The sequence below is a fragment of the Spirillospora sp. NPDC048911 genome (assembly GCF_043198015.1).
Classification (GTDB): domain Bacteria; phylum Actinomycetota; class Actinomycetes; order Streptosporangiales; family Streptosporangiaceae; genus Spirillospora.
The window spans coordinates 244,678-269,792 of the sequence record NZ_JBICUD010000015.1 but is presented as its reverse complement, the minus strand read 5'-3'; the positions used below and the strand labels follow the sequence as shown (position 1 = coordinate 269,792).

The 25,115-nt window shown below is 69.3% G+C and carries 19 protein-coding genes and 1 riboswitch; of the genes, 6 read left to right on the top strand and 13 right to left on the bottom strand.

Annotated elements, in window-relative coordinates; translation table 11 throughout:
* Positions 1-343: 343 nt before the first annotated feature.
* The 3 genes from ACGFNU_RS47270 to ACGFNU_RS47260 form a co-directional block, all read right to left on the bottom strand.
* Complete coding sequence (locus tag ACGFNU_RS47270) at positions 344-622, bottom strand: MoaD/ThiS family protein (protein WP_392603295.1); 279 nt, start codon at positions 620-622, stop codon at positions 344-346.
* 74 nt (positions 623-696) lie between these two features.
* Positions 697-1,941, bottom strand: coding sequence for a threonine synthase (thrC, locus tag ACGFNU_RS47265; RefSeq protein ID WP_392603294.1), 1,245 nt, complete (start codon positions 1,939-1,941; stop codon positions 697-699).
* Positions 1,942-1,957: 16 nt separating this feature from the next.
* Positions 1,958-2,099, bottom strand: a riboswitch (SAM riboswitch).
* Between the two features lie 205 nt (positions 2,100-2,304).
* Positions 2,305-3,327 carry a cation diffusion facilitator family transporter gene (locus tag ACGFNU_RS47260; RefSeq protein ID WP_392603293.1) on the bottom strand — a complete coding sequence of 341 codons (1,023 nt, stop codon included), beginning with the start codon at positions 3,325-3,327 and terminating at the stop codon, positions 2,305-2,307.
* A 179-nt stretch (positions 3,328-3,506) separates the two neighbouring features.
* Here ACGFNU_RS47260 and ACGFNU_RS47255 point away from each other — a divergent pair, with 179 nt between their 5' ends.
* Positions 3,507-4,970 carry a trehalose-6-phosphate synthase gene (locus ACGFNU_RS47255; RefSeq protein ID WP_392603292.1) on the top strand — a complete coding sequence of 488 codons (1,464 nt, stop codon included), beginning with the start codon at positions 3,507-3,509 and terminating at the stop codon, positions 4,968-4,970.
* Positions 4,971-5,626: 656 nt separating this feature from the next.
* Here ACGFNU_RS47255 and ACGFNU_RS47250 read toward each other — a convergent pair.
* Both ACGFNU_RS47250 and ACGFNU_RS47245 read right to left on the bottom strand, forming a co-directional pair.
* On the bottom strand, positions 5,627-6,634 hold the full coding sequence (locus ACGFNU_RS47250; RefSeq protein ID WP_392603315.1) for a sulfotransferase family protein: 1,008 nt from the start codon (positions 6,632-6,634) through the stop codon (positions 5,627-5,629).
* A gap of 861 nt (positions 6,635-7,495) precedes the next feature.
* Positions 7,496-8,047, bottom strand: a complete 552-nt coding sequence (locus tag ACGFNU_RS47245; protein ID WP_392603291.1) for an RNA polymerase sigma factor — start codon at positions 8,045-8,047, stop codon at positions 7,496-7,498.
* 56 nt (positions 8,048-8,103) lie between these two features.
* Between ACGFNU_RS47245 and ACGFNU_RS47240 the strand changes: the two genes are divergently transcribed.
* The 3 genes from ACGFNU_RS47240 (at position 8,104) to ACGFNU_RS47230 (ending at position 13,309) form a co-directional block, all read left to right on the top strand.
* Positions 8,104-10,782 carry a serine/threonine-protein kinase gene (locus ACGFNU_RS47240; RefSeq protein ID WP_392603290.1) on the top strand — a complete coding sequence of 893 codons (2,679 nt, stop codon included), beginning with the start codon at positions 8,104-8,106 and terminating at the stop codon, positions 10,780-10,782.
* Positions 10,783-10,896: 114 nt separating this feature from the next.
* Positions 10,897-11,922 carry a DUF4232 domain-containing protein gene (locus ACGFNU_RS47235; RefSeq protein ID WP_392603314.1) on the top strand — a complete coding sequence of 342 codons (1,026 nt, stop codon included), beginning with the start codon at positions 10,897-10,899 and terminating at the stop codon, positions 11,920-11,922.
* 802 nt (positions 11,923-12,724) lie between these two features.
* The gene (locus tag ACGFNU_RS47230; protein ID WP_392603289.1) at positions 12,725-13,309 is read left to right on the top strand and encodes a PadR family transcriptional regulator; all 585 of its coding nucleotides are present in this window, start codon (positions 12,725-12,727) and stop codon (positions 13,307-13,309) included.
* A gap of 106 nt (positions 13,310-13,415) precedes the next feature.
* On the opposite strand, the gene ACGFNU_RS47225 is transcribed toward ACGFNU_RS47230, so the two are convergent.
* From ACGFNU_RS47225 to ACGFNU_RS47215, 3 genes are all read right to left on the bottom strand, one after another.
* Positions 13,416-14,294 (bottom strand): hypothetical protein, encoded by an 879-nt coding sequence (locus tag ACGFNU_RS47225; protein WP_392603288.1) that lies wholly within the window; start codon positions 14,292-14,294, stop codon positions 13,416-13,418.
* A 1,210-nt stretch (positions 14,295-15,504) separates the two neighbouring features.
* A complete protein-coding gene (gene otsB, locus ACGFNU_RS47220) occupies positions 15,505-16,311 on the bottom strand; it encodes a trehalose-phosphatase (RefSeq protein WP_392603287.1) in 807 nt (268 codons plus the stop codon).
* Between the two features lie 19 nt (positions 16,312-16,330).
* Complete coding sequence (locus tag ACGFNU_RS47215) at positions 16,331-16,651, bottom strand: DUF3263 domain-containing protein (RefSeq protein ID WP_392603286.1); 321 nt, start codon at positions 16,649-16,651, stop codon at positions 16,331-16,333.
* Between the two features lie 183 nt (positions 16,652-16,834).
* Here ACGFNU_RS47215 and ACGFNU_RS47210 point away from each other — a divergent pair, with 183 nt between their 5' ends.
* Complete coding sequence (locus ACGFNU_RS47210) at positions 16,835-17,764, top strand: S-adenosyl-l-methionine hydroxide adenosyltransferase family protein (protein ID WP_392603284.1); 930 nt, start codon at positions 16,835-16,837, stop codon at positions 17,762-17,764.
* 638 nt (positions 17,765-18,402) lie between these two features.
* Positions 18,403-19,077, top strand: coding sequence for a MarR family winged helix-turn-helix transcriptional regulator (locus ACGFNU_RS47205; protein WP_392603282.1), 675 nt, complete (start codon positions 18,403-18,405; stop codon positions 19,075-19,077).
* A gap of 366 nt (positions 19,078-19,443) precedes the next feature.
* On the opposite strand, the gene ACGFNU_RS47200 is transcribed toward ACGFNU_RS47205, so the two are convergent.
* The 5 genes from ACGFNU_RS47200 to ACGFNU_RS47180 all read right to left on the bottom strand — a co-directional run bounded on the left by ACGFNU_RS47200 (position 19,444) and on the right by ACGFNU_RS47180 (position 25,113).
* Positions 19,444-19,734: an SHOCT domain-containing protein gene (locus ACGFNU_RS47200; RefSeq protein WP_392603280.1), complete on the bottom strand. Its 291-nt coding sequence runs from the start codon at positions 19,732-19,734 to the stop codon at positions 19,444-19,446.
* A gap of 166 nt (positions 19,735-19,900) precedes the next feature.
* Positions 19,901-22,543: a S8 family serine peptidase gene (locus ACGFNU_RS47195; RefSeq protein ID WP_392603278.1), complete on the bottom strand. Its 2,643-nt coding sequence runs from the start codon at positions 22,541-22,543 to the stop codon at positions 19,901-19,903.
* A 366-nt stretch (positions 22,544-22,909) separates the two neighbouring features.
* The gene (locus ACGFNU_RS47190; protein ID WP_392603276.1) at positions 22,910-23,383 is read right to left on the bottom strand and encodes a hypothetical protein; all 474 of its coding nucleotides are present in this window, start codon (positions 23,381-23,383) and stop codon (positions 22,910-22,912) included.
* A 144-nt stretch (positions 23,384-23,527) separates the two neighbouring features.
* Positions 23,528-24,049, bottom strand: a complete 522-nt coding sequence (locus tag ACGFNU_RS47185; RefSeq protein ID WP_392603274.1) for a hypothetical protein — start codon at positions 24,047-24,049, stop codon at positions 23,528-23,530.
* A 245-nt stretch (positions 24,050-24,294) separates the two neighbouring features.
* The gene (locus tag ACGFNU_RS47180) at positions 24,295-25,113 is read right to left on the bottom strand and encodes an FAD:protein FMN transferase (RefSeq protein WP_392603272.1); all 819 of its coding nucleotides are present in this window, start codon (positions 25,111-25,113) and stop codon (positions 24,295-24,297) included.
* Between the last annotated feature and the right edge of the window lie 2 nt (positions 25,114-25,115).

Below are 25,115 nucleotides of genomic sequence, written 5' to 3'. Positions count from 1 at the left end.
GCCCCAACACGCACTCATGCCACAACCGTCCGCCTTGACCCGACGGTCATCACGCACCCGTCTACCAGGTCGCTGTCACCGAGGGCGACCCGGCCCGGTGGTCCTCCGGACGGCGCGGTGCTCTTGCGGACGACCCGGTGCTCTTGGGACGGCGCGGCGGTCTTGCGGACGGTCCGGTGGTCTCGTGGACGACATGCGGCGCGCGTCCCGGTCTCCGTGGCCGCGCGCCGCGTGTGAGGTTCCCATGACGCACCTCACGTCCACGCCTCTTCTGAAAGCGGGGCAGCGAGTCGGGCTTCAGGTGCCCGCTCGAACTCGAGTCGGGCTTCGGTTCTTTCGGGGATCAGCCGCCCGCCACGGCGGGGATGATCGAGATCTGGGAGCCCTCGGGCGTCGGGGTGTCCAGGCCGTCGGCGAAGCGCACGTCCTCGTCGCCCACGTACACGTTGACGAACCGGCGGATCTTGCCGTTGTCGTCGAGGATGCGGGCGGCGATCCCGGCGTGGCCGGCGTCCAGGTCGGCGACCACGGCGCGCAGGGTCTCGCCCTCGGCCTTCACCTCCGACTCGCCGCCGGTGTAGGTCCGCAGGATCGTCGGGATCCGCACAGAGACCGTGCTCATTTCAGAAACTCCTCACCAGGTCGAACGGTATGTGGGTGTCCGCGGCGGCGTGGCCGCATGGCGGCGGCGTGATGTCAGGCGATGCCCGCGGCGCGGAAGGCCTCGAGCGACGGGGTGATGTTGGCGGTCGGCGCGACCACCGGCGCGACCGCGTCCAGGGTCTTGAGGCCGTCGCCGGAGTTGATGATCACGGTCTCGGCGGACGGGTCGAGGGCGCCGCTCTCGGCCAGCTTCTTGAGCGTGCCGACCGTGACGCCGCCCGCGGTCTCGCCGAAGATGCCCTCGGTACGGGCCAGCAGCCGGATGCCCTCGACGACCTGCTCGTCGGTGACGTCCTCGATCGCGCCGCCGGTGCGCCGGACGACATCGAGCACGTACGGGCCGTCGGCGGGGTTGCCGATGGCGAGGGACTTGGCGATGGTGTCCGGCTTGACCGGGCGGACCACGTCGTGCCCGGCCTTGAACGCGGCGGACACGGGGTCGCAGCCGGCGGCCTGCGCGCCGAAGACCCGGTACGGCTTGTCCTCGACCAGACCGAGCTTGATCAGCTCCTGGAACGCCTTGTCGATCTTCGTCAGCTGGGAGCCGGACGCGACCGGGATCACGATCTGGTCGGGCAGCCGCCAGCCGAGCTGCTCGGCGATCTCGTAGCCCAGGGTCTTGGAGCCCTCGGCGTAGTAGGGCCGCACGTTGACGTTGACGAACGCCCAGTCCTCCTGCTCGCCCGCGATCTCCGATGCGAGGCGGTTGACGTCGTCGTAGTTGCCGTCGACCGTCACGAACGTCCCGCCGTACACCGCGGTCGTGATGATCTTCTGCGACTCCAGGTTGGACGGCACGAAGACCGCGCTGCGGATGCCCGCGCGGGCCGCGGCCGCCGCCACCGCGTTCGCCAGGTTGCCCGTGGACGGGCAGGCCAGCACCTTGAAGCCCAGCTCGCGCGCGGCGGCCAGCGCCACCGCGACGACGCGGTCCTTGAACGAGTGGGTCGGGTTTCCGCTGTCGTCCTTCACCCACAGCCGCTGCAGCCCGAGCGACTCGGCGAGGTGGTCGGCGCGCACGAGGCGGGTCAGGCCGGGCTCGGTGTTGGGCGTGTCCGCGACGTTCTCCGGGACGGGCAGCAGCCCGCGGTAGCGCCAGATGTTGCGGGGGCCGGCCTCGATCGAGGCGCGGGACACGTCACCGAAGTCGTACTTGATCTCGAGGGGACCGAAACACTCTTCGCACGCGTAGTGCGGACCGAGATCCCTGGTGTTCCCGCATTCGCGGCACACGAGAGCTGTAGCGGGTCCGAGGTTGGTGGCAGCCGTAAGTGCCATGAGGGCGAGGCCTTTCTTCCCATCTTCCCTGTGCCGCCTTGGTCACAGGCCGGAGTTGGCACCATCTCTTGGCCGGCCTCGCAGGATCGCGAGCGCGCATGAGCCAAGTGGTTGCCGGGGCTTCGTAGGGCCGGTCCCTCCACCCCTCTAGATGAGCGGTATTCAGTTGTGCGGGGGTTGCTCTGGAAGACCGGCCCGATGGCCGCTGTGCTCCCTGCACCCCTCTGGATGAGCGTTATTCAGTTGTGGTTTCGAGCCGTGTGCGTGACTTTACCTGATCTGACCGGATGCCAGACAGTCGAGTCTCACCGAGTGAGACATTACCCAGGCGCGATCTAGATCACCCTGGCCGGTCGGGCCAGGTCAACCTCTCCACACTGGATCAGAGCCGCCGGCCTCGGGCACCCGCTGGGTGAGATCCACGTCGACCTCCTGGTCAGAGCCCTGTGGCGGTTGCGACTCGGGCTCCTCCTGGGTGGGATCGAGGAAGACATGGCGGACGATCGGCAGCCGCTCCCGGAGCCGCCGGTCGATCTCGCCGGCGATGTCCTCGGCCTCGTCGGCGCTGATCTCGTCCGAGAAGTGGACCTTGGCGGCCACCAGGAGATCGTCGGGGCCGAAGTGCATGGTCAGCAGCTCGTTGATGCCGTCCACGCCACGCGCAGAGGTGATCTCGTTCCGGATGGCGCGCTGGTCGGCCGGGTCGGCGGCCTGGCCGATGAGCAGGGACCGGCTGTCGCGGCCGAGCGCGAACGCGACCACGACCAGCAGCAGGCCGATCAGAATCGATGCGAGGCCGTCCCAGAACGACGAGCCGGTGAGCTCCCGCAGTGTCAGCCCGGCGGCGGCGAGCGCGAGACCGATCATCGCGGCCGTGTCCTCGAAGAGCGCCGCCTTGAACGTGATGTCGGGCGTACGGCGGACGTGCTCCATGAGGTCACGGTCGACGGCGCTGTCGCGGACCTCCTGCCGTGCCTGCGTGTACGCGCGGATCCAGGCCGCGCCCTCCAGCACCGCCGCCAGCCCCAGCACCGCGAACGCCAGCCAGACCTGTTCACCGCCGCGCCCATGGCCGGTGATCGTCAGAATGCCCTCGAAGATCGAGTAGCCCGCCCCCGCGACGAAGATCCCGAACGCGGCGAGCAGTGACCAGAAATACCTCTCGTTCCCGTACCCGAAGGGATGCCGCCGGTCTGGCGGGCGCGCGCTGCGCCGCAACGAGGTCAGCAGGAACGCCTGATTGAGGGTGTCGCCGACCGAGTGCGCCCCCTCCGCCAACATCGCGGAGGAGCCCGCGACCGCGCCCGCCACGAGTTTGGTGATGGCAAGGATGAGGTTCGCGGTGCCAGCGATGAGAACTGTCTTCTTCGTCTCGGCCCTACTCATTCGCACCGCTTACCCGCAATGCACCCCAAGATGCCGACCCACCACCGCGACCAATCCGTCACGTCCGCGCTACGTGACCAAGGTCACTAGCTGGGGCAGCAGTGCGTCTTGCGGACGTGACGTTCAGTTTCACCTGGGTCACTTTGATGTGGCGTGGCAACAACTGAGACCCTTCCGGTATGAGCCAAGTGCTGGTGGCGTCAAACCGTGGGCCCGTCTCGTTCTCCCTGTCCGATGACGGCGCGCTGACCATGCGGCGCGGCGGTGGCGGTCTCGTCTCCGGACTGGCCGCGGTGACCGGCGGCCCTGGACGGCCCGCGCGGGAGCCTGCCGCGAACGTGCTGTGGGTATGCGCGGCGCTCGGAGAGGCCGACCGGGCCGCCACCCGGCAGGCGCCAGACGGACGTCTGGACGAGGCAGGGCACGATACGGGCGGCGCAGCGGTACGGATGCTCGACATACCGGCAGCGACCTTCCACCGTGCCTACAACGCCGTGGCCAACTCGACCCTGTGGTTCGTCCACCACCTGCTGTACGACACCCCGCGCACGCCGCACTTCGACGCCCGTTCGCGGCGGGACTGGCAGTCGTACGAGGCGTACAACGCGGCGTTCGCCGACGCCCTGGCCCGCGACGCCGCGCCAGGGGCGAAGGCCGCGATCCAGGACTACCACCTGTCGCTGGCCCCGCGGATGCTCCGCGACCGCCGTCCCGACCTGAAAATCGTGCACTTCTCGCACACGCCCTGGGCGCCGCCGGAGTACTACCGGCTGCTGCCCGATGACATCGGCGCGCAGGTGCTGGAGGGCATCCTCGGCGCCGACCACGCCGGATTCCTCACCGAACGCTGGGCATCGGCGTTTCTCGACTGCTGCGAACGATTCCTGCCCGGCGTCCGGGTCGACCGCGCCGCCCGTACCGTCACCAGGGCCGGGCACGTCACGCGGATCGGCGTCCACGGCCTGGGCATCGACGGCGAGTCGCTGCGCCGGCGCGCCGCCGAACCGGACGTCGCGGCACGGGCCGAGGCGCTGCGTGAGCAGGTCGGCGACCGGAAACTGATCGTGCGGGTCGACCGGACGGAACTCTCCAAGAACATCGTCCGCGGCCTCGCCGCCTACCGCGAAATGCTCACCAACCACCCCGAATGGCGCGGCCACGTGGTGCACCTGGCCTTCGCCTACCCGTCCCGGCACGATCTGCCGGAGTACCGCGAGTACACGGCCGCGGTGCAGCGGATGGCCGAGCAGATCACCGACGAGTTCGGGACGTCCGACTGGGAGCCGCTGATCCTGCAGGTGAACGACGACTTCCCGCGCTCGCTGGCGGCGTACGGGATGGCGGACGTACTTCTGGTCAATCCGATTCGCGACGGTATGAACCTCGTCGCCAAGGAAGGGCCCGTGTTGTCGGAACGCGGCTCGGCCCTGGTGCTGTCGCGCGAGGCGGGTGCGGCCTCGGAACTGGCCGAACACGCTCTGGTCGTCAACCCGTACGACGTCTCGCAGACCGCCGAGACGCTTCACCAGGCGCTCTTGATGCCGCAGGACGAACGTGCCGAACGCTGCGCCCGCCTGGCAGCCGCAGCGACCGCCCTGCCCCCGCAACAGTGGTTCGCCGACCAGCTGACCGCCCTCGACTGAACGCGGCCAGCAGTCGCCCTGAAGGCTCGCCCGGTGTGACCGCCACCACACCGGCCGAACCTGGCCAACCCGCCCGCAGGTCGGACGCCACGGACGCATTCCGCCGCACGCAAAGCGTGGCGAGCCTAGAGCTAGCCACCCAACGGCACAGGCAACCGAGCCACCACAGGCCTCAAGAGAGCGCGTGCCTCAGAGAACGCGGGCCTTCGAGCCCCGGGCAAGCACGAGCTAGGCAGGGGCACGCGCCCCAGCCTCAGGAGAACACGAGCCCTGGAGGACGCGGGTCTCAGGAGAGCGCGCCCAGGCGAGCACGAGCCCGACAGGGCGCGAGCCTCACTCTCATGAGAACGCGAGCTCTCAGGAAAGCGCGAGCCCAGCGGACGCGAACCGCAGAAGAGCAGGCCCAGGCAAGCGCGAGCTCGATAGGGCACGAGCCTCAGCCTCACGAGAACATGAGCTCTCAGGAACGCGCGAGCCCCGGACGGCGCGAGCCCCAGACGGCGCGAGCCCCAGCGGGCGCGAGCCTCGGAGGGCGCGGCGCCCTGGAGGGCGCGGCGCCCTGGAGGGCGCGGTGCCTTGGAGGGCGCGAGCCTGAAGGGGTGCATTTCCTGAGAGCTCACGTCTCGGGTGAGCGCGGGGCCCCGAGAGAGCGAGCTTCAGGAGAGTGCGGGCGTCTCTGCGGTGAGCCCGCACTCCACCGGGCCCGGCTCGTACCGCCGCTGCCAGCGATCCCGGAGGTCCTTCTTCCGCTGCGCCACTCGCCGGTGCGTGGCCGTCTTGGCGAACCGCGCGAGCATGGCCGGGCTCGGCCGCGGCGCACCGCTGAGCTCGTATCCGTACTCGCTCAGCCGCTCGCCCAGCACGGCCTCGGCCAGTCCGATCTCCCATGGCTCGAGGCGGGTCGACCATGACCCGACCCGGCCCGTCGTGACTGCGGCCTGCGTCCGGTCGTGCCACTTCTTCTGCGGCGGAACGGTCAGCTTCGCGATTCCCTGCGGCTGCGTCATCGCAGGGTCGAAGTCCTCGCCCAGGAACGCGCAGAGCCGCGACAGCTCGTCCGCCGGGTCCATGACGAGCCGCTCGTACTGCAGTTCGTAGTAGGTCTCGGGGCCGAGCTTCGGCGCGTACCGCCGCCCGAAGTCGATCGCCTCGCGCCACGCGGAGATCGCATGGTGGACGTCGAGTTTGTACCAGGGCATCTCCTTGAGCGAGGCGACGCAATCCCGGCCATCCCGGACGAGGTGCACGAACTGGGCGTCCGGCCACATGCGCATGAGCGTGGGGACGTGCTTGAAGTAGCTGGGCCGCTTGTCGCCCCAGCGCGGCTTGTCGAATCTCCGGGCGTACGCGCGGAAGACGATGCCCAGCGCCGAGCCCATCGTGGGAGGGCCTGCCACGATCTCCTCGACGATCTCCCCTGCGTCGAGTCCGAGATCCCTGAACTTGGTCTCCTTGCGACCGGTGATCCACTCCCCGAGCGCACGCCTGTTGTCGCTGTCTCGGAGGTCACCGAAGTCGCACCGGGCCGAATATGCGGGGAGCAGGAAGCGCGTCTCGGCCGGGATCGCGATCCGCTGATGCGAGTGCAGCATCAACTGCAGCAGTGTTGTGCCCGACCTAGGGCATCCGATGACGAAGATCGGCCGGTGGGTTTGGGAAGCCATGTCTGATGACATGCAGGGAATGCTGGTCGACCCGCTCATGCGACACATTGCGCCTAGCTGCACACTTGCCGAGGCATTACCGATGCTTGACGGCCGCCGAACGCCCCATACCAACCTTGGACGAAGCGTCCCGGCACTCGGCCCGGCGCTCGCGAATCCCCAGGTCACATGCGTGCAGGCGTAGTCAAAGAAACGCCAAGACCGCTGGAGGCACACGCACCACGAGCGTCGACGACGTAGCAGACGAGCCCGCGCACCTCTGACCGACCGACTCCGCGAGCATCCGATATCGCGAACGATCAGCCCTCCGATAGGCCCATTGGCCGTGCCGCCAACCCGTCGGCGAGCCGCGCCGCCGACAAGCCCGTGGGCTGGGCCGTAAGCAGGCCACTGACGGTCGGCGGGCTGTACTGGTGGGAAGGTTTTGCGGACTGGGCCGTGAGCAGGGCCAATGGCACGCCCATGGGCCGGGACCGCCGCGGGACCGCGTGCAGTACCGGCGGCAATGCCGCTGACAGGGCCATGGGCAGCGCGGCCAGCCGGGCCCTGAGTAACGGGTGGGTAGCGCCGTCGGCACGTCCATGGGTCGTACTGGCGGCTCCATGGGTCGTACCGGCGGCAGGGTCACTGGCACGCCCATAGGCCGGGACCACTGCGGGACCGTGAGCAGTACCGGCGACAGTGCCGATGCCAGGGCCGTGGGCCCGGCCTCGGCAGGGCCGTGGGCATACCGGTGGCAGGTTCCGTGGGTAGCCCTGCCAGCGGAGCCGTGGGCACGGCCTCGGCGGGGCTGTCGGTTGGGTCAGGCCTGGGCCGTCCGTGTCGGCTCGGTGCCGACGCGGACGGTCCGGGGGCGTCGCGTCAGGTGTAGGACTCGCCTAGGGTCTGGCGGACCTGTTTGCGGGCCTCATGGATGCGCGACTTGACCGTGCCGAGCGGCAGCTTGAGCTGCTCGGCGATCTCCGCGTACTCCAGTTGCGAGACGTCGCGCAGGACCAGGGCCTGGATGAGGTCCGGCTTGCGTGCCTCCAGGTCCTCCATCGCGTCGAGGATGTCGACCCTCGATCCCGCGATGACGCTGGTACGGCGCGGGTCAGGGCGCTGCTGGGGCAGCTCGCCCGCCTGTTCGACCGAACGGCGCTTGAGCGACCGGTAGGTCGAACGCGCCGAGTTGGCCACCACCACATGCAGCCAGGTGCTGAACCTGGACCGCCCTTCGAACCGGTGGATGTTCCGAGCCACCTGCAGGAGCGCGTCCTGGCAGGCCTCCTCCGCGTCCTGCCGGCAGGGCAGGAAACGTGAGCTGTGTCTCAATACATCAGGCTCGATCGCACGCAGAAGTTCGTTGAGGGCCGCCTGATCCCCCTGGGCCGCCTTGACGGCCAGTTCTTCGGTCCGCTCGTCGAATGCCATCGTCGCGCCTCATGCTCGTTCGCACACACACCCCGTTTGTTGGGCATGATACGGGAGTGTCCTTCCCACCAACCGTCGGTCGTTACCGAATCGATCGCGTCCTCGGATCCGGGGCGTTCGCCTCAGTGTGGCTGGGGCACGACGACGCACTGGACGCCCATGTCGCCATCAAGGTGCTGTCCGGGAGCCTCATCGACGACCTCGACGTGCGCAATCGCTTCCTGGAGGAGGCTCGGATCCTGCGTCGGGCCGACTCGGAACGGCTCGTTCGCGTCCATGACATCGGTGAGCTACCGGACGGACGCCCCTACTTCGTGATGTCGTACGCAGATCGGGGCACGCTCGCCGACCGGATGCGAGAGCGGCCACTTCCGGTCTTCGAGGCCCTTGTGCTCGCTGAGGAAATCGCGTACGGCGTCGAGGTGATCAACACCCTCGGTGTGATCCACCGCGATCTGAAGCCCTCCAACGTGCTGTTCCAGTCGACCCGGGACGGCGGCGAGAAGCTGCTGATCGCCGATCTCGGCCTGGCCAAGGCCCTCGCCCACGCCTCCGGCGCGTTCACCCTGCCGGTGGGCACGCCCGGATACATGTCGCCCGAGCAGGCGCGGTTCGGCGGCGGGCTCGACGTGCGAGCCGACGTCTACGGGCTCGGCGCACTCACGTACCACATGATCACCGGGCGTCCCCCGGGGCCGGCACCGGTCAAGGTTCCGCCCAGCGATCTCCGCGAAGGCATGCCGCCCGCGTTCGACCAGGTCATCCTGCGGGCGCTGGAAGTCGAACGCGAGAAGCGGTGGCCGACCGCCGAAGCCTTCGCCGAGGCACTCTCCACCCTCCGGCCGACCATGCCGCCCGGAACGCAACACCCCATGTACCCCGAGAGCCCGGTGAACCTGGACTCGACCCTCCAGGACCAGCACGTCGGCCCCCAGCAGCCCGCCGCCGGCGACCGGCCTGCCCATGGTGCGGCCGCCGCCGCTGGACAGCAGGGCCCTCCGCACGGCGGCGGCGCCCCGCAGCCTGTGGACTCCCCCCAACCTGGCGTCGGCGCTCAGGGCAACAGCCCTCAGGGCGCTGGGCTTCAAGGCAGTGCTCAGGGCGCTGGGCCTCCGGGCGGCAGCCCCCCAGGCGGCGGCGCTCAGGGTGGCGGCGCTCAGGGCGGCGGCGCTCGCCCCGGCTCGCCCCAGGGCGGGGCCTACCCCGGTGGGGGAGTTCAGCCTGGCGGACCGCAGCAACCTGGCGGCGGCCAGCCAGGGGTGCCTCCTGGCGGGGCATACCCCGGCGATGTCCAGCCCGGTGGACGTCAGGGCGGGGCGTACCCTGGCGGACCTCAACCCGGTCGGCCTCAGCAGGGTGAAGCCCGTCCCGGAGGCGGCCAGCCTGGCGGCGCTCAGCCTGGTGGGCCTCAGCAGGGGCAGCCAGGTCAGGCGGGGCAGTACGGCCCTCCTGGCGGGGGTTATCCGGCTGAGCATCAGCACGGCGGCGGCCCTGTGCCGCCCGGGCCCGCGCAGCCAGGAACGCCTGGACAGCCGCAACCGGGTGCGCCCGGGCAACAGCGAGGCCCGTTCTCAGTCGAGCCAGAGCCCGCCACGCGCGATGACCATGCAGCCTCCGACGACGACATTCGGACCTCCGAGATGCGTGTACCGCCGCGTCCGGGCGGTCAGCCAGGGCCTCACGGGGGCGTCGCGGACGACGAGAAGACGATCGTCGACCACCCCGGGGCGCCCGGCCAGCCGGGGGGCGGTCCGCGGTATGGCCCCGGAGAGTCTCTTGGGTCTCCCGATGACGACCGTACGGTGGCCGTCCCGCTACCTTCCGCCTACCAGGCGCCTCCCGGCCCGGGTCCGCAGCAGCCGTCCGCCGACGAGGACAGGACGACTGTTCTGCCGACTCCTCAGCCCCCGCACGGCGGCGGAGGTCCCGGGCATCCGCAGCCACCGCAGGGCCCGCTGCCCACAGGGTTCCAAACGCCGCAGGCAGGCTCCGAGCAACCGTCGCGTCCGTCCGGCGGGCCGATGGACAGGCTCAAGAACATCGGTCTTCCCGGACGTTCCGGCGGAACCGGTGGTCCGGCAGGTCAGCAAACCGGCGGCGGCGGCCGCAAGCAGAACAAGCTCATGACGCCGATGATCATTGCAGCGGTGGTCCTGTCCATCGCGCTGGTCGGCGGCCTTCTGCTCGGCACGCTGTTCAACGGAGGCGGCGGTGGCGGCGGGAAGAAGCCGCCTCAGCCTCCCGCCCTCCCGCAGGACTTCGTCCAGATCGCCGACCCGTCCGGCAAGATCAAGCTGGCGGCGCCCAATGCCTGGCGGCTCCAGTCCGCGGAGAGGACCTGGACCACGTCGATCGCCGCTCTGACCGACGGCAAGGCCAGACCGGTCCTGCGTGCGACACCGAGCGCGGCCGCTTTCAAGGGCGACGGCAAGAGCCCCGGTGTCTTCGTCGGCCTCACCACGGACACGGCGGCCGGAAAGCTACCGCCGCCAGGGCTCATCGGCCATTCCCAGTGCACGAAGGGCACCCCGGAGAACTACGTCTCCCCAGACAAGGCTCTCTCTGGCACGATCACCCGCTTCACTGCCTGCAAGCTCGGTACGCCGTCCGTCACCGAGATCGGCCTGCGTGACAAGAGCGGCAAGTTCGGCGCGTGGGTCCGGATCAAGGAGATCGACAACCGCAACCTCACGAAGACCATCCTCGACAGCCTCAAGCTCGCCGCCCCCGAGTGACGGGCAGCCGAACGACCGGCCTCCGAGCAACCGGCCTCCGAACGACCGGCCTCCGAGTGACCGGCCGAGCTTCGATCACGTTCGAGGGCCGCGGAAAGGACCCGGTTGAACGGCGTGGGCCCGGCAACGACACCGGCCCACGTCACCGAGGCGTACCGCGTGGGCGTACGGACTCGCGGCACCTGGTTGTATATCGACATGAAGATCCCGAACGTCGCCGCAGCTCTGATCGTCCTTCTGGCCTTGACGGCTTGCGAAGGCGAGAAGGCGGCTGCGCCGCCCGGCGACTCGGGGCGGTCCGACCGGCCGACGGCTTCCGCGTCGCCGGCGCCCGCCGACCTGACGACGTGCCCGAAGTCGGGGATCGCGCTGTGGATCGGCGAAACGTCCGCGGCGATGGGCCTGCGGTCGATGAACGTCGAGCTCTACAACTGTGGTGGACGCAACCGGGTGCTCAAGGGCTACCCGCAGATCAAGCTCCTGGACGTCGACCGCAGACCGATCAAGGCATCGGCCAAACCCGGGTCGTCTTCCGTGGCGACGGTGGACTCCTACGATCGCCCGCCGCGCCGAGTCACGTTGAAGCCCGGCGAGGTGGCCTCGGCAGGCGTCCTGTGGCGCAACCTCGTGACCGGAGACGCGGCAGAGGCGGTCACCGCCGAATTCATGGAGATCGCACCGCTGCCGGGCGAGCCGACCGATCAGCTGCCTGGCGTAGGGATCGACCTGGGCACCACCCGGAAGGTGGGGATCGGCCCGTGGCAAAAGGTTCGCCAGGCGAAGGACAACAAGGCGGGTGACAATGGTCCGCGTCCCGCAGACCTTCCGGCCTGGCTGCGACGCGTCCAACTGGGGCCGGCTGAACGGCTGGTGGGCGAGCTGGCTTTCAGGAGGCTCTACCCCGAGCTTGACCGGCTCCGCACCCAAGGCGGCTTCACCGCGGACTCGGTACGAAAGGCACTTCTGGGACTGGGCTTCTCAGCCGACACCACAAAAGCAACCGCCGCCCAAGCAATGCAGGCAGTGGCTTTCGAGGTCTACCCAGGGCAGGGGGCCTGCGTCCACGGCACCCTGCAGTCGACTCGACTAACAGCCAAAGTAGAGGGCGCACGGGTACAGGGCGGCTGCGCCGACACCTAAACAAGCAAGCGACACACGCCTTCACATCCCCGGAAGCACAAACACCTGTCGCCCCACACCGCCCTCATCGTGCACACCGTGATCACCGTGCACACCGCCATGGCCGTGCACGCGCCCCCCGCCACGCTCGTCCACCTCGCCGTGCATGTGCTCCCACCTCGCCCATCCACCCTGCCGTGCACGCGCCCTGGCCGCGCCCGCCTACTTCCGCTGTGCACGTTCCCCCGCCGCGTCCACCCGCCTGGCCGTACACACCGCTCCTGCCGTGCACGTCACTCTTCGCCGTGCATGCGCCCTCGCCGCGCCCGCCCACCCCCGCCGTAGACGCCGCCCCCTTCCGTGACCACCTCTCTTCGCCGTGCACGCCGCTCTTCGCCGTGCACGCCGCCGTCGCCGTGCACGCGCGCTCGCCGCGCCTATCCACCCCGCCGTACACGCCGCCCCTGCCGTACACACCTCTCTTCGCCGAAACGCATCGCCTCAGGCACCAGAGCCACGCGTAGGCCGCGCCCGCACGCGCCGGGGCATTCCCCATGCATCTCACCGCGCCGGATCAGACGTCGTTCGCGAAGGTGCCGATGGGTCGATCGGGCGCGAGCCGACCGGCTACGCAGGCGTGCGCGCAGGTAAGTGAACGCCGCCGCCGAGATGAGCCGACGAATGTGGAGGCGCAGGCAGGCGACGCACGTCCTCCAAAACTCAACGGGCGGTGAGATTCATAGCCAGCGTAACAGTTGCATCGCGACCGGTTCCGATATATCGTTAATGCATCGCAACCGATCACTACCGAAGGAGACATGCGATGCACTCCCGACACGGACGATTCACCAACCCCGAAGAGCGCCCCCGGCGCGGCGATCCGTTCGGCCCCTGGGGCCAAGGCTTCGGCGGACCCGGCTTCGGGTCCGGCCGCCACGGCGGCGGCCGTGGGCGCGGGCGGCGCACCCGGCGCGGCAACGTGCGGACGGCGCTGCTCGCCCTGCTGGCCGAGCGGCCGATGCACGGCTACGAGATGATCCAGGAGCTGGACAACCGAACCGGCGGGGTTTGGCGCCCCAGCCCGGGCTCGGTCTACCCGACGCTCCAGATGCTGGAGGACGAGAGCCTGGTCACCAGTGAGGAGCAGAGCGGCAAGCGCCTGTTCTCCCTGACCGACACGGGCCGCGAAGAGGCCTCCCAGCAGACCGTCGCCCCATGGGAAGAGGTCACCGAGGCCGCGGGCGAGAACGCCCTGCGCGGCCGCGAGGCCATCGGACAGTTCATGGGCGCGCTGCACCAGGTCATGAACGTCGGCAGCGAAAGCCAGAAGGCACGCGCCCTGGACGTCGTCAACGACGCCCGCCGCCGCCTCTACGGAATCCTCGCCGATGACCCCGCGGCCGAGTAACCCCGTCCCGGCCGCACCGTGATCACCCGAATCAGATCACGGTGCGGCCCTTCCATTTCCCGCACGAAGCCATGAACGGCCACCACGAGATCGACGGCGGACGCGCTCAGGCAGGGAACGGAGCGGCCTGGGCGTACTGCCCGGAGATGAAACGCTTCTGCCAGATGTAGAGCCGCAGATCGTTCCGCTTGAGTCGCTTGTCGACCGGCACCTCGACTATGGCGCGGACGAGATACGACGAGCGGGCAGGCATGTACTTGTCGCCGCCATCGCCCGCCTCGAGTTCGCCACCGGAGATACGGCGCAAGACTCTGCTCTGCGTCGGCGGAGTGCACATGTCCTCTGGGACACCCGCCTGCCACATGCAGCGACCTCGCGCCTGCCTCCCGACCAGATTGCGCTTCACGAACACATCGCCAGGAGGGTCGAGCAGGACCTTCTGGTTCGACGGGTTGCTCAACACGTAGTCGATGTAGGCGACGGCGGACCCCGAAGGCAGCGGCGAGGACTGCACGGTCGGCTCCCCGCCCGCGGCCACTCCACCGCTCACGGCCGCGACCTGATACTGAGCGCCTTCGGCCGTGGTGATGGCGACCGGCTGCCCGCTTCTGGGCACGCGCCCCTGGCCCTCGGACTGCGAACCCAGCGTGGTGCCCCCGGCACCACCGCTCTTCCCGCCGACCCCGGTCGCGATCAGCGCACCACCCGTGAGGATCGCGACGACGCCGGCCCCGACCGATGTCACGATGATCCCCTGGCGGCGGCCCGTGCGCTTCCGCCGCTCGGCACGCGCACGGCTCCGCGCTCCCCGCGTACCGAGCCGTACCTCGACACCGCTGGTCTCGCGCACCCCGATCGGCCCGGTCGTGCCGGCCACCCCGTCATCCACCGGACGAGCCCCGTAGGGCTGCTGCTCGTACTGGAACGAGCCGGACCCCTCCGGCTGCCAGTCGTCGCCGGGTCTTCGCGGTGCTCCTGGTTGCATGTTCAACGCTCCCCGCCCCCCTGAACTTCACCGAGATGCCGCCCACAGTTTGACGCAATTGGACGCAGCATCAACACGGGACCCCGGATTAACACAAAAGACGCTAATCAGTCACGACCCTGTTGTCACTTATGGACACAGGTAAAACCCTCACGTCACATCCACACCAAGTCACCCACCCACCTCCAGAACGAGCCACACCCAAGAGAAGAGCCCGCCCGCGTACCACCCACAGACCCGATGGCCGAGACATCCCAGCCCGCGCTTCCTCCCTGAGCCAGGAAAACGAATGATCAGCGCCCCAGGCACACCATCGAGGCCAGGCGGTACTTTTACTGCTAGTAAGTCGGCAATGACAGAACCCGCAGAGGCACATCATCTTGCGGACGCCCGGAATGCCACCAAGTGAGCGGCCGCATTAGGCCAACAACTTGAGCACCCTTGGAGCAACCGCGTCAGGGCACTGCCGTCCAGACGACCGCGTCCAGAACTCACACCTTCGAGGCGCTGCGCCAGGAGAGGCCACCACACACCAGGCGCGGCGTTGCAGGGCGCGGCGCCACTTCGGGCACGAGAATGCCCCAGTAGGGCGTCGACTAAGGACGCTCCTGGTGCGCTCCGTCCACCGCCGCTGGGCATGCGGCGTTAAGGACGCCGCGCTCAGACGTCGCCTTGAGAACGCCTCGTTGGGCATGCCACGTCGAGCGCGCCAGATTGCGGGCGCGGCGTCGCAAATGCGATGTCGCACGGATAGGTCGCAGGCTCGGTGTCGCAGACGCCGCGTTCGCAGACGCCGTGTTCGCAGACGCGGCGCCGGTTTCGCAGACGCGACGCGGTGTTCGCAGACGCCACGTCGGACGCAGGCGCCGCGTTCGCAGACGCGACGCCTTGTTCGCAGAGGCGACGCCGGTTTCGCAGACGGGACGCGGTGTTCGCAGGCGCCACTTCGGGCGCAGGCACCACCTCGGACGCAGACGCCACGCGCAGGCGCCACTTCGGACGCGGGCGCCACGTTGAGCACGCCACGTTCAAGAGCGCGCAGCACTGTCGATCTCTTAGCGCGCCTGAGCGGGTGGTGGCGTCCCTCGGGGTTAGGCATGTGGGTGATGTGCCAGGCGCGCAGAGATGCGGGGTGCCTGCTGGGGTGGAGTGTTGGGGCGTTGCCCTTGGGAGCGGCCGCCTTTTCGGGGCGGCCGTTCCCGGCGGGGAGTTAAGGGAGCAGGGTTTCTAGGAACTCGACTACGCCTAGTGGGCCGTCCACCACCAGGTCGGCGTGTTCGGTCAGGGCGGTGACCTCGGTCGAGCCGCTGCAGAGTTTGAGGCCCGGGATACCTTCGGCTCGGAGGGCGTCGATGGCGGCGAAGGCGGTCAGGTCGGCCAGGTCGTCGCCCGCGAAGAGGACTGAGGACGGGAGGTCGTCGAGGGAGTCGATGTGGCTGCGGAAGGCCGTGCCCTTGTCCATGCCGGGCGGGCGCAGTTCGAGGACGAGGCGGCCGGGCTCGACGACGAGACCGGTGCGTTCGGCGAGGGCGTTCATGATGCTGCGCAGGCGTTCGAGGGCGACCTCGGGCTCGGCGGTGCGGCGGGTGTGCACGGCGAGCGCCTGGCCCTTGTCCTCGATGTACGTGCCGTCCGGGGCGCCGGCGGCCGCGAGGACGTCGGGCAGCTTCGCGCGTGCCTCGGCGACGCCGGGAGGCGGGTCGGGCACCGTCATCGTGCCCGACTCCCAGCGCTCCAGGCCGTACAGCCCGAGGATCACGAGGCCGTCGATGCCCTCGAAGCCGCCGTACTCCACGGCGGTGGCCGCGGGGCGCCCGGTGACGATCACCAGTGAGCCCACGAGCGGGGCCAGGCGGGCCAGGGTCGCTGTCGCCCGGGGGTGCGCTCGGGCCGTGTCGGGATCGTCGACGATCGGCGCCAGTGTGCCGTCGAAGTCGAAGCCGAGCACGGCTCCGCGAGGTCGGTTGCGGATAGCGTCGAGGCCGTCCGTACCGACGGCGGTCAAAGGAAGGTTCACGTGACCAGTTTTGGTCACACTACGGTCGAATGCCGAGTCGGCGCGCGGCGCGTTGCCGCTGACGCTGAGAGCGCATTCGCCGGAGGCGCTTGACCAGCATCGGGTCGTGCGCAAGTGCTTCGGGTCGGTCGATGAGGATGTTGAGGAGCTGGTAGTACCGCGTCGCCGACATGTCGAACAGTTCGCGGATGGCCTGCTCCTTGGCTCCGGCGTACTTCCACCACCGTCGCTCGAAGGCGAGGATCTGGCGGTCACGCTCGGAGAGGAGTTCGGCAGGGAAGGCGTCGTCGTCTTCCAGGCCGTCGGTTACGGGTGGTTGCAGGGTTGAGCCATCGTTCATGCTTCCGTCCTGATGAGGGCCGTCACCGGGGGCGTTAGCCTCTCGCATGAGGTCCCCTCTGTGGTCACTAATCCCGGGTCGTCCGGGTTCGGCCGGTGCCATGCTACGCGTCCCCGCCGACATCTTTCGGGTGTTCTGACGGAACGGCCCAACGTTACGCTCAGGCGACGGAGGTGGGTTCCGTTGGGCGACGGTACGAGCGCCAAGGCGCATCAATGCATCACTTTTCTGACCGACTACGGGCTCGACGACGGCTTCGTCGCGTCATGTCACGGCGTGGCCGCACGGATCGCCCCGGACGTCCGGATCATCGACATCACCCATCTCGTTCCGGCGGGCGACGTCCGGCGTGGCGCGGCGGTGCTGGCGCAGACCGTCCCGTACCTGCCGCCCGGCGTGCACGTCGCGGTCGTCGACCCAGGTGTGGGGACGAGCCGGCGCGGCGTCGCGATCGAGGCCGGTGACCGGATCTTCGTGGGTCCCGACAACGGGTTGCTGTCGTGGGCCGCACATGGCCTGGCCCCTGGCGGAACGTACACGCTGGCGCCATGGCGCACCCCCGCCGGAGAGACCACACCGGCGGCGAGCGAGCCGCGGGCGTTCGAACTCACCAATTCCAAACTCTGGCTGGAGCCGGTCTCCGCCACATTCCATGGACGCGACATCTTCACGCCCGTCGCCGCCCAGCTGGCCACTGGGCTCGACATCTCAGCCGTCGGCGCGCCGCTGGACCCGGCCGGCCTCCTCACCCTTCCCGCCCCGACGCGCCGCGTCCAGAACGGCGGAGCCGAGGGCGAGGTGCTCACGGTCGACCGCTTCGGCAACATCCAGCTCTCACTGACGAAGTCCGACCTGGACCAGCTCGGTGCCCATTCCGGCGAGTCCCTCACGGTCACCCTTGGAGTCACGGCTCGCCTCCAGGGCGCTGAGCCGCAGCACCGTCGCTCCTTCAGCGTTCCGTACCGTGACACCTTCGGCTCCGTACCTCCCGGCGAACTGGTCGCCTACGCCGACTCGGTCGGTTGCGTGGCGTTGGCCGTCAATTCCGGTGACGCGGCACAGCGACTTGGTCTCCCGCCGGGCGCGCGTATCCGTATCTCCCGCACCCCCTGATCAGATCCCACGCGGTCGCCTGGACGCGACGGTGCGGTCGCCTGGGCGCGGCAGGCTGGGCACGTTCCCACATGGCAAAGCGCGGCAGGTGAGCCAGGCCTAGTTTGCGCTGGCCTGCGCTGGCTCTGCCTGGTTTGCTCTGGCTTGGCTCGCGCTGGCCCGGGCCCTGCGCTGGCTTGGTCTGGCTGCGCCCGCTTGGCTTGCTCTGCGCCGCTTCGACTACGCCGGCTTGGGCTTTGGGCCGACCTGCTGGCCTGCCTGGCGCTGGCCTGGCTTGGCCATGGCGCTGGCTTGGCCTGGTCTCTCTTGCTTTCTGACTGGCCTGGTCTTCCTGGCAGGAGCGGTAGCTCACCCTGCCTTTCGGACGAAGGTGCCGGGACGGTCGCGTACTGACGAGCTCGGTATGGGTGAACCCCTTCCGGCTCGTCCCGTCCAAGCAAGCTCGGGGAGTTGGCCGTTTTGCGTACGCTTGATGCGGCATGGCTGAAGTGGGGACGGACGGTGTGATCGGCGACTAGACCGGCGCGTTCGAGAGGGGCACGACCACAGACACATGCATGCTGCATGCGTTAAGCATGTATCGTGCATCTGTACCGGGGTACCCGGTCGGGAGACGTCTCGCGGAACGGAGGCCCTGCATGGAGACCGAGAACGCCTCCAAGGGCGATCACACCGGGGGCTCTTCTGACCCGGCGTTGTCCGACATCGCTCTCGCCCTCTTTCATCTCCGGCGGGTCTGGGCCAAGCCCGACCTCATGAAGCGCATCCGAGCACAGACTTCCAGCGGCCCCGGCGGCAGGCCGCTCCAGCTCTCCAATCTCATGGTCGTCCACGCCGTGGCCGCGTTGAGCTTCGAACCCGCGGAGTCGAGCGAGAGGAATGGCCGGGAGGCTTTCAGCGGCGTCAACGGAGCCGACGGGGCCGAAGGTGAGCGCCAGCCCGGTGAAGGCGAGAACGAGCGGCAGTCCGGCGCTGAGGTCACGGTGGGGGCCGTTGCCGAGCGGCTCGAAATCGACCCGTCCACGGCCAGCAGGCTCGTCGGTCATGCGATCGACGCGGGCCTGGTCTCCCGGCGCCCCTCCCCGGTGGACGCGCGCCGCGCCAACCTTGGGCTGACCGACGCCGGCATGCGCGTCAAGCAGGTCGCCGACCGTTTCCGCCGCGCCTACCTGGGCGAGCTCATGACGGGCTGGTCGGAGGAGGACCGCGAAGACTTCGCCCGGCTCCTCACCCGGTTCGCCGACGCCGCCGCCCGGTGTCCCATGGACTTCGACGGCATCGACAAGATCTTCGAAGAGGCCCAGGCCGACTGACCATCACTCCCCCGCGGCGCCTGCACCGCCCGGCCTGGAGCGTATGAGCTCCGCGCCGAACGCGCCCGCGGTGCCAGAGTGGCGTCGCGGTGCGCAGTCTTCGGGCGTGGCGGTGCGAAGCCCCCAGACATCGCGATGCGGAGCTCCCAGGCGGCACGGCGCGGCGTTCGCAGGCGCGGCGCGGCGTTCCAGTGGCTGCGTTTCGGCTTCGTTGTGAGAGCCAGTAGCAGCGGTTTGACCGGCTGAGATCCTGCAGCTATCGATGGCGGTCGGATTTGGTTTTCGCCGGGTTGCGTCGCCAATCTGCGGCCGACCGGCCGCCGTGCCTTCGTTGACCACGAAGGCACGGCGGGCACGGTACGGACGTCATGCGCCGTTACGCAGCGTCGACAGGCGGGTGTAGTACTCGTCCTCGTCGATCTCGCCCCGGGCGAAGCGCTCCGCGAGCACCGACTGGGCTCGGGCCATCGGGTCGGACTGCGCGGCGCCGGCCGCGATGCGGCGGCGCACCAGGAAGAACCCGGCGACCACTACGGCCAACCAGAACAGCCCGAACGTGATCGGGAACACCGGCCACCAAGCGGGCGCGTCCGTGGTGCCGCTCTCGTGCCAGGGACCCGGGTGAACCTGCATCGCCAACGTGGTCAGCATGGTCATCGACCTCCTTGTTTCGGATAAGTCGATGCTCGGCGACAGGTTCGGGGCGCGGCGTCGTACGGCCGGAGGCTTCTCCGCTACGCCCGGTGGAGTAGGGAGCGGAAGCGCGTCAAGCCACAGCGCTGGTCGAGGTGGTTCGGCGGACGACCGGGTAGCCGTGCGGCGATCACCACCACGGCGGGCGGTAGTCGTCATCATCCTCGGGATGCTGGCGCCTGACGCGGCGTTCTGGCTGGTCATCGTCCGACGATCCGGGCTCGGGGAAGTGATTCCCGTGCTGGTCATCGTCATCCAGGCCCGCGGGTGGCACCACCGGGAAGGTGGCGGTGGGCGACTCGTCCGGGAAGTCGTCCAAGTGAGGTAGCACAGGAATCGCGTCTGTCGGCCCCTCTGCGCCTTCGTCCTCCTGGTGGGGTACGAAGTCGAAGTTGGGCTCGTCGTCCGCTGTGCTGGGCTCCTCAAGCGCGCTCCTGCGGAAACGTTCCCAGCTCTCGTCGTCCAGGGGATTCTGCTCGGCTGGTTCAGATTCAGATTCAGATTCAGCGGAGGCGGTTCCGTTGTAAGACTCAGTTTCGCCGTTCACAGCAGAGTGGCCGTTGAGCCCATGGCCATTGCCGTTACTTGCGGCGGTCCCGAATCCGTTCAGGGAACCCGAGCCGTTTGAGCCATGTCCGTTGTCCGAACCCGTGAACTCGCCGGGGCGGTAGGGACGGAGGTCTCCGAGGCTGAACGGAGGCTTCTCCTCGGCCCTGCGGGGCCCGCCGTTCGGCTCCGGGATGGGTTCCGAGCCATAACCGCCGAGCTCTCGCATTCGGTCGTCGTCGCCGGGTTCAGGCTTGTGCCTGCGGCCGCGCTTTTCGCCGTATCCGCGATCCAGATCGTCACCGCGTTCAAGCCCGTGGTCGCGGTCGTGCTGTTGTTCATCGCCGGGCTCTACGTTCTGCCCGCCGCCGAAGGCTCCGTATTCGCGCTCAAGGCGCCGCGGGCGTCCTACCGGGCCGAATTCGTGGCCATACGTGCTGTTGTCGTTGCGGCCATGTGCGGGCTTCTGGTCATGGCCGCTTCCTGCGCCGTACGAGTCGTTCCCCGCGCCGTACGAATCGTTCTGGGCCTGGCCGTGCCCTGCCCCGTACGCGCTTTCCTGGTGCTGGCCGTGCCCTGCGCTATACGGGCTCTCCATGCCTTGGCCGTTACCTGCGCCGTACGGGCTTCCCTGCTGATGGCCGTTTGCTGAGCCGTACGCGCCTTCCTGGCCCTGACCGTTGCCCTCGCCAGAGGCGGTACGCGGCGGCCAGGAGGGATGGTTGCTCTGGTCTTGCGAAGCCCACACTCCCGGCGGAGGTGATGTGTGCGCGTCACCCATCCGGGACGTCGCCTCCGGGGTATTAGGACCCGACGGCATTCCTCCTGGGAAAACCTCGCCGCTCTGCCACAACGGCACATGAACGGGCGCGGGGTCGGAATCGCCCGGCGCGCCTCCGCCCGTCATGGCTCCGATCGGCTCGCGCGGGCGTTCGGATTCCGAGTGCCGCAGGTAGTCGACCTCGTCGACGTCCTCGTCGGGCCGGCGACGCTGCCGCCAGCCGAGGACCAGTCCGACGAGCACGAGGATGGCACCGCCCGCGACGACGGCGATCACGAGGGTGCCGGTGCCCTCGTCCACCGGGGCGTCGGCGACCGGCGAGGGCTTCGCGGCTCGCTTGGGCGCGGCACCCGGGCCGTGCGCCGTCTTGTTGATCTTGTTCGCGGCGAGGATGGTGCGGGTCGCGTCGAGGACGCCCGGGCAGTTGGACGCGTCCTTCTGCCTTCGTGGCACGGAACCCTGGACGAGGGCCTGGCGGATCTCGTCCGGCGTCAGCTTCGGGTAGCGGGCCCGGACGAGGGCTGCCACTCCGGCGGCGATCGCCGAGGACGGGCTGGTGCCCGTGCCGACCACATAGCCGTTGCTGGCGTCCGCGCTGACGATCTCGACGCCGGGCGCGCACACCGCCACGTACGAACGCCGGTTGCTGTCCTTCCAGACCCGCCCGCGATTGTCGAGCGCGCCGACGGCGATCACTCCGTCGTACGCGGCGGGGTAGTTGCGGCGGTTGGAACCGGCTCCGTCGTTGCCCGCCGAGGCGATGAGAACGACGCCCTTGCCCAGCGCGTACCGGACCGCTTCTTCTTCGGTCTTGTCGCCGTCATAGAAAAGCCTGCCGCCGCCGAGCGACATGTTGATGACGTCAGCGCCATGGTCGACGGCGTAACGGATGCCCTGCGCCACGGCGTCGCGGTTGCGCCCGCTCGTCCCGCCGTTGCCGCGAAGGGGATCGTCGTTCTCCCACGTCACCCGGATCGACAGGATCCGGCTCTGCGGCGCGACGCCGATGACGCCGCGCTGGAAGCCCGGCCCGTTGCCGTGCCCGGCGATGATGCTGGCCATGGACGTGCCGTGCAGGCCCCAGAACTTGCCGCCGGGACGCCGCGTCCCGCCGGTGAGGTCGGGGCCGTTGGTGACCCGGCCGACCAGGTCGGGGTGGCGCTTGTCGACGCCGGTGTCGAGCACCGCGACGGTGACGCCGAGGCCCTTGGACCACTTCCATGCCCTGGGGATGCGCATCGTGTCGAGATGCCACTCCCGCTGCCGGATCTGATCCGGTGCGGACCGCATGACCCCGGTGACGGCTCCGCGCGCCGCGACGCGTGCCGGGCGCGCCTGGTCGGACTGGCCCGCCGAACGTCCGGTGGAACCGTCCGGAGCGAGGGCCACCGGGACGGCGACCGCCGCGGCGAGGGTCAGTGCGGTGAGACTCGCGGTCGCTCGCACGCCGAAGCGGCCGACAGGTCGGGTACGTCGAGTACGGCGTCGGCCGGCATGCGACACGCCCACCGAACCTCCTCCCGGCGTCGGCCGTGGTCTGCTGGAGCCGCCCCCACCTCAGGCGGGAAGGATCGTGAGCACGGAGCGTGACGGCAACCGGCGCCTCCGCGGACACAGGCCCCTCATCCCGCCCCACCGAACCCTCGGGGGCGCGAGGCCTCATTCTGCCACGATGCGACAGCACGGCTCGGGCACTCGGCACATTCAGGCACGGTCCAGGACAGCCCGCAGATCTGACGGATCTACCACTGTCCCCACCCGACCTGCCCTAACCCGGACACCCCTGTGACCCCGAGTCACGGAGGTCGAGCCTCAGGCGCAGGTGCCGAAGGGACGATCGCAGTGGAGGACCTGCCCGCCGAGCGTCGGGCGGACCTTGTCGATGAGCGCGCCCGGGCCGGTGACGAGCCAGTTCGGGCCGTACAGGATCGCGAAGGCGCCCTGCTCGCCGAGGGCGCTCTGCCCGATGCCGGTCTTCCAGCTCTCCAGGGCCGTGTCCATGGTCAGTCCCGAGCCGGAGCCCGAGCCCAGGACCGTCCCCGCGACATAACGCCCGCCGAACCGGCATTCGACACGTACTCGATCGACTCGGCAACCGGTCGCTTTCCGCTCGCGAAGGGCCGCCGCGATCTCTCCTGTGTCGCCGTAGGCGCGGGCGCTCGCGCCGGGCCTGGCCGACGTCCCGCCGCCGTCGTCACCCGACAGGAGGAACGCGGCAACGCCCGCGGTGGCGAGGACCGTACCGCCGACGGCACCGGCAACGGCGAGCATGGGCTTCGACTTCATGAGCACCAGGATGCCCTACTCGCGAGTAACTTGATCCTGACAATCGCCTCTCTCCCTCCAAGCCCCACGCACGACCTGCGCGGACGTCCCGCAACTCAAAAGCCCTCCCCTCTGAAAACCAGAGAGGGAGGGCCGCCCGCTTCGTCAGGCCATGATCAACGCGACCACCGCGAGGACCGCGCCGCCGAGCGCCACCGCGTGCCGAACGTTCTGGAGGACGGGCATCACCCAGGTGGGGAAGCCTTTTCCCGCCGCCTCGATCAGCGCCGGCACATCGATGCGCTGGAGCATCGGGTCGCCCTTGCGCTTGAACGCGGCCTGCACCGACTCAACGGCGGTCAGCTGGCTGTAGAGGATGACGAGGTTGCCGCAGAAGACGAGCGGCATGAAGACCCAGGACAGAACCTCTCCCCAGTTGCTTCCCACCAGGTTGAGGACCGCCAGCGCCATCATCACCGAAGCGATCGAAACAGGCGCCCACGTCTCGTGCCCGCTCGCGTCAAAGTTGATCTTGTTCTCCTTCAGGACGCGGGCTGGAACGCCCTGGCGCTCCAACTCCGCCTCCGCGTTCGCCGCCGCGCTCCCCCCGTAGCGCTGGCGCACCAGCGGGATGCTCACGAAGGCCAACGCGATGAGAACCTGCATCACAGCGGCGAAGGTGATCATTACGTCCACTCCCATCAGGGTCTTTGTCGTTCTCGATGACCCTGACGATCGCGGCCCTCGCTGACACCCGATGGACAACCGCCTGACAACGCCCCCACGGACGCCCGAGATACCAGCGACGTCCGCGGCTCTGCCGGCGTCCGCGGCTCTGATGGCGTGCGCGGCTCTGCCGGCGTCCGCGACTTGGCTCTGGCGACGTCCCTGCGGCCAAGGCCACGTCTCGCGGTCCCGGCGGCTTCGGCAGGTCAGGTTCTGGCGGCGGCTTGGGGCTTGGGGACGCCCTCAGTACTGGCGGCGTCCTTGGGGCTGGGAGTTTCCTTGAGGATGGGGAGTTGGTCGGAGGTGTAGGCGTGGCCGTCGCGGGTTATGGCGGCGGATTGGTAGCCGGACGCGGAAAGGCCTGCAAGCCACAGGAGGCCCTTCGATCCCATCGCCATGGCAGCAGTCGCGTACGCGTCAGCCAAGGCCAGGTTGGGACCGGTGACGGTGACTGAGCGGAGGGCCCGCACCGGTTCGCCTGAGTGCGGGTCGAACACGTGCAGACCGCGCTCGTAGGTGCCAGAAGTAGCCACCGCCAGGTCGGTCCCGGTCAGCACCCAGGCCAGCTTGTCGTGCTCCCAGGGGTGGCGGATCCCGAAGCGCCACGACCGGCCGGGTTCGGGGCAACCGCGACTTCGGATGTCGCCGCCGGCGTTGATGCAGTGGTTGAGAGAGCCCGCCTGCGCCAGGCGCGCTGAGGCGACCTCGACCGACCAGCCCTTGACGTAGCCGGACGGGTCGAACCTCCCGGCGGCTCGGTCGTCGAAGTAGCCGTCGGTCTCGCGTCGCAGCGCCGCGCAGGCGTCCAGGACGGTGCGCATGTCGGTCGAGCACCGGTCGACGGCCAGTTCGCCCCGTTCGATCTGGTTGACCTCGCTGTCGTCCTTGTAGGTGCTGAAGCGGCGGTCCACCTCGTGCAACCAGGCACAGGTGTCGTCGATCAGCTCGGCGAGGGTACGGCGGGGGAGCAGATCGGTGATCTCGATGCTGACCGCCGTGCCCATGACGTTCTCGACGTGTCGCACGG

Bases quoted from the DNA above. Each gene is read 5' to 3' on its own strand.
- ACGFNU_RS47250 (WP_392603315.1), bottom strand. From the start codon at position 6,634: ATGGCTTCCCAAACCCACCGGCCGATCTTCGTCATCGGATGCCCTAGG.
- ACGFNU_RS47230 (WP_392603289.1), top strand. From the start codon at position 12,725: ATGCACTCCCGACACGGACGATTCACCAACCCCGAAGAGCGCCCCCGG.
- ACGFNU_RS47185 (WP_392603274.1), bottom strand. From the start codon at position 24,049: ATGATCACCTTCGCCGCTGTGATGCAGGTTCTCATCGCGTTGGCCTTC.
- ACGFNU_RS47245 (WP_392603291.1), bottom strand. From the start codon at position 8,047: ATGGCATTCGACGAGCGGACCGAAGAACTGGCCGTCAAGGCGGCCCAG.
- ACGFNU_RS47215 (WP_392603286.1), bottom strand. From the start codon at position 16,651: ATGAACGATGGCTCAACCCTGCAACCACCCGTAACCGACGGCCTGGAA.
- ACGFNU_RS47190 (WP_392603276.1), bottom strand. From the start codon at position 23,383: ATGAAGTCGAAGCCCATGCTCGCCGTTGCCGGTGCCGTCGGCGGTACG.
- ACGFNU_RS47260 (WP_392603293.1), bottom strand. From the start codon at position 3,327: ATGAGTAGGGCCGAGACGAAGAAGACAGTTCTCATCGCTGGCACCGCG.
- ACGFNU_RS47270 (WP_392603295.1), bottom strand. From the start codon at position 622: ATGAGCACGGTCTCTGTGCGGATCCCGACGATCCTGCGGACCTACACC.
- ACGFNU_RS47205 (WP_392603282.1), top strand. From the start codon at position 18,403: ATGGAGACCGAGAACGCCTCCAAGGGCGATCACACCGGGGGCTCTTCT.
- ACGFNU_RS47200 (WP_392603280.1), bottom strand. From the start codon at position 19,734: ATGACCATGCTGACCACGTTGGCGATGCAGGTTCACCCGGGTCCCTGG.
- ACGFNU_RS47255 (WP_392603292.1), top strand. From the start codon at position 3,507: ATGAGCCAAGTGCTGGTGGCGTCAAACCGTGGGCCCGTCTCGTTCTCC.
- ACGFNU_RS47225 (WP_392603288.1), bottom strand. From the start codon at position 14,294: ATGCAACCAGGAGCACCGCGAAGACCCGGCGACGACTGGCAGCCGGAG.
- thrC (WP_392603294.1), bottom strand. From the start codon at position 1,941: ATGGCACTTACGGCTGCCACCAACCTCGGACCCGCTACAGCTCTCGTG.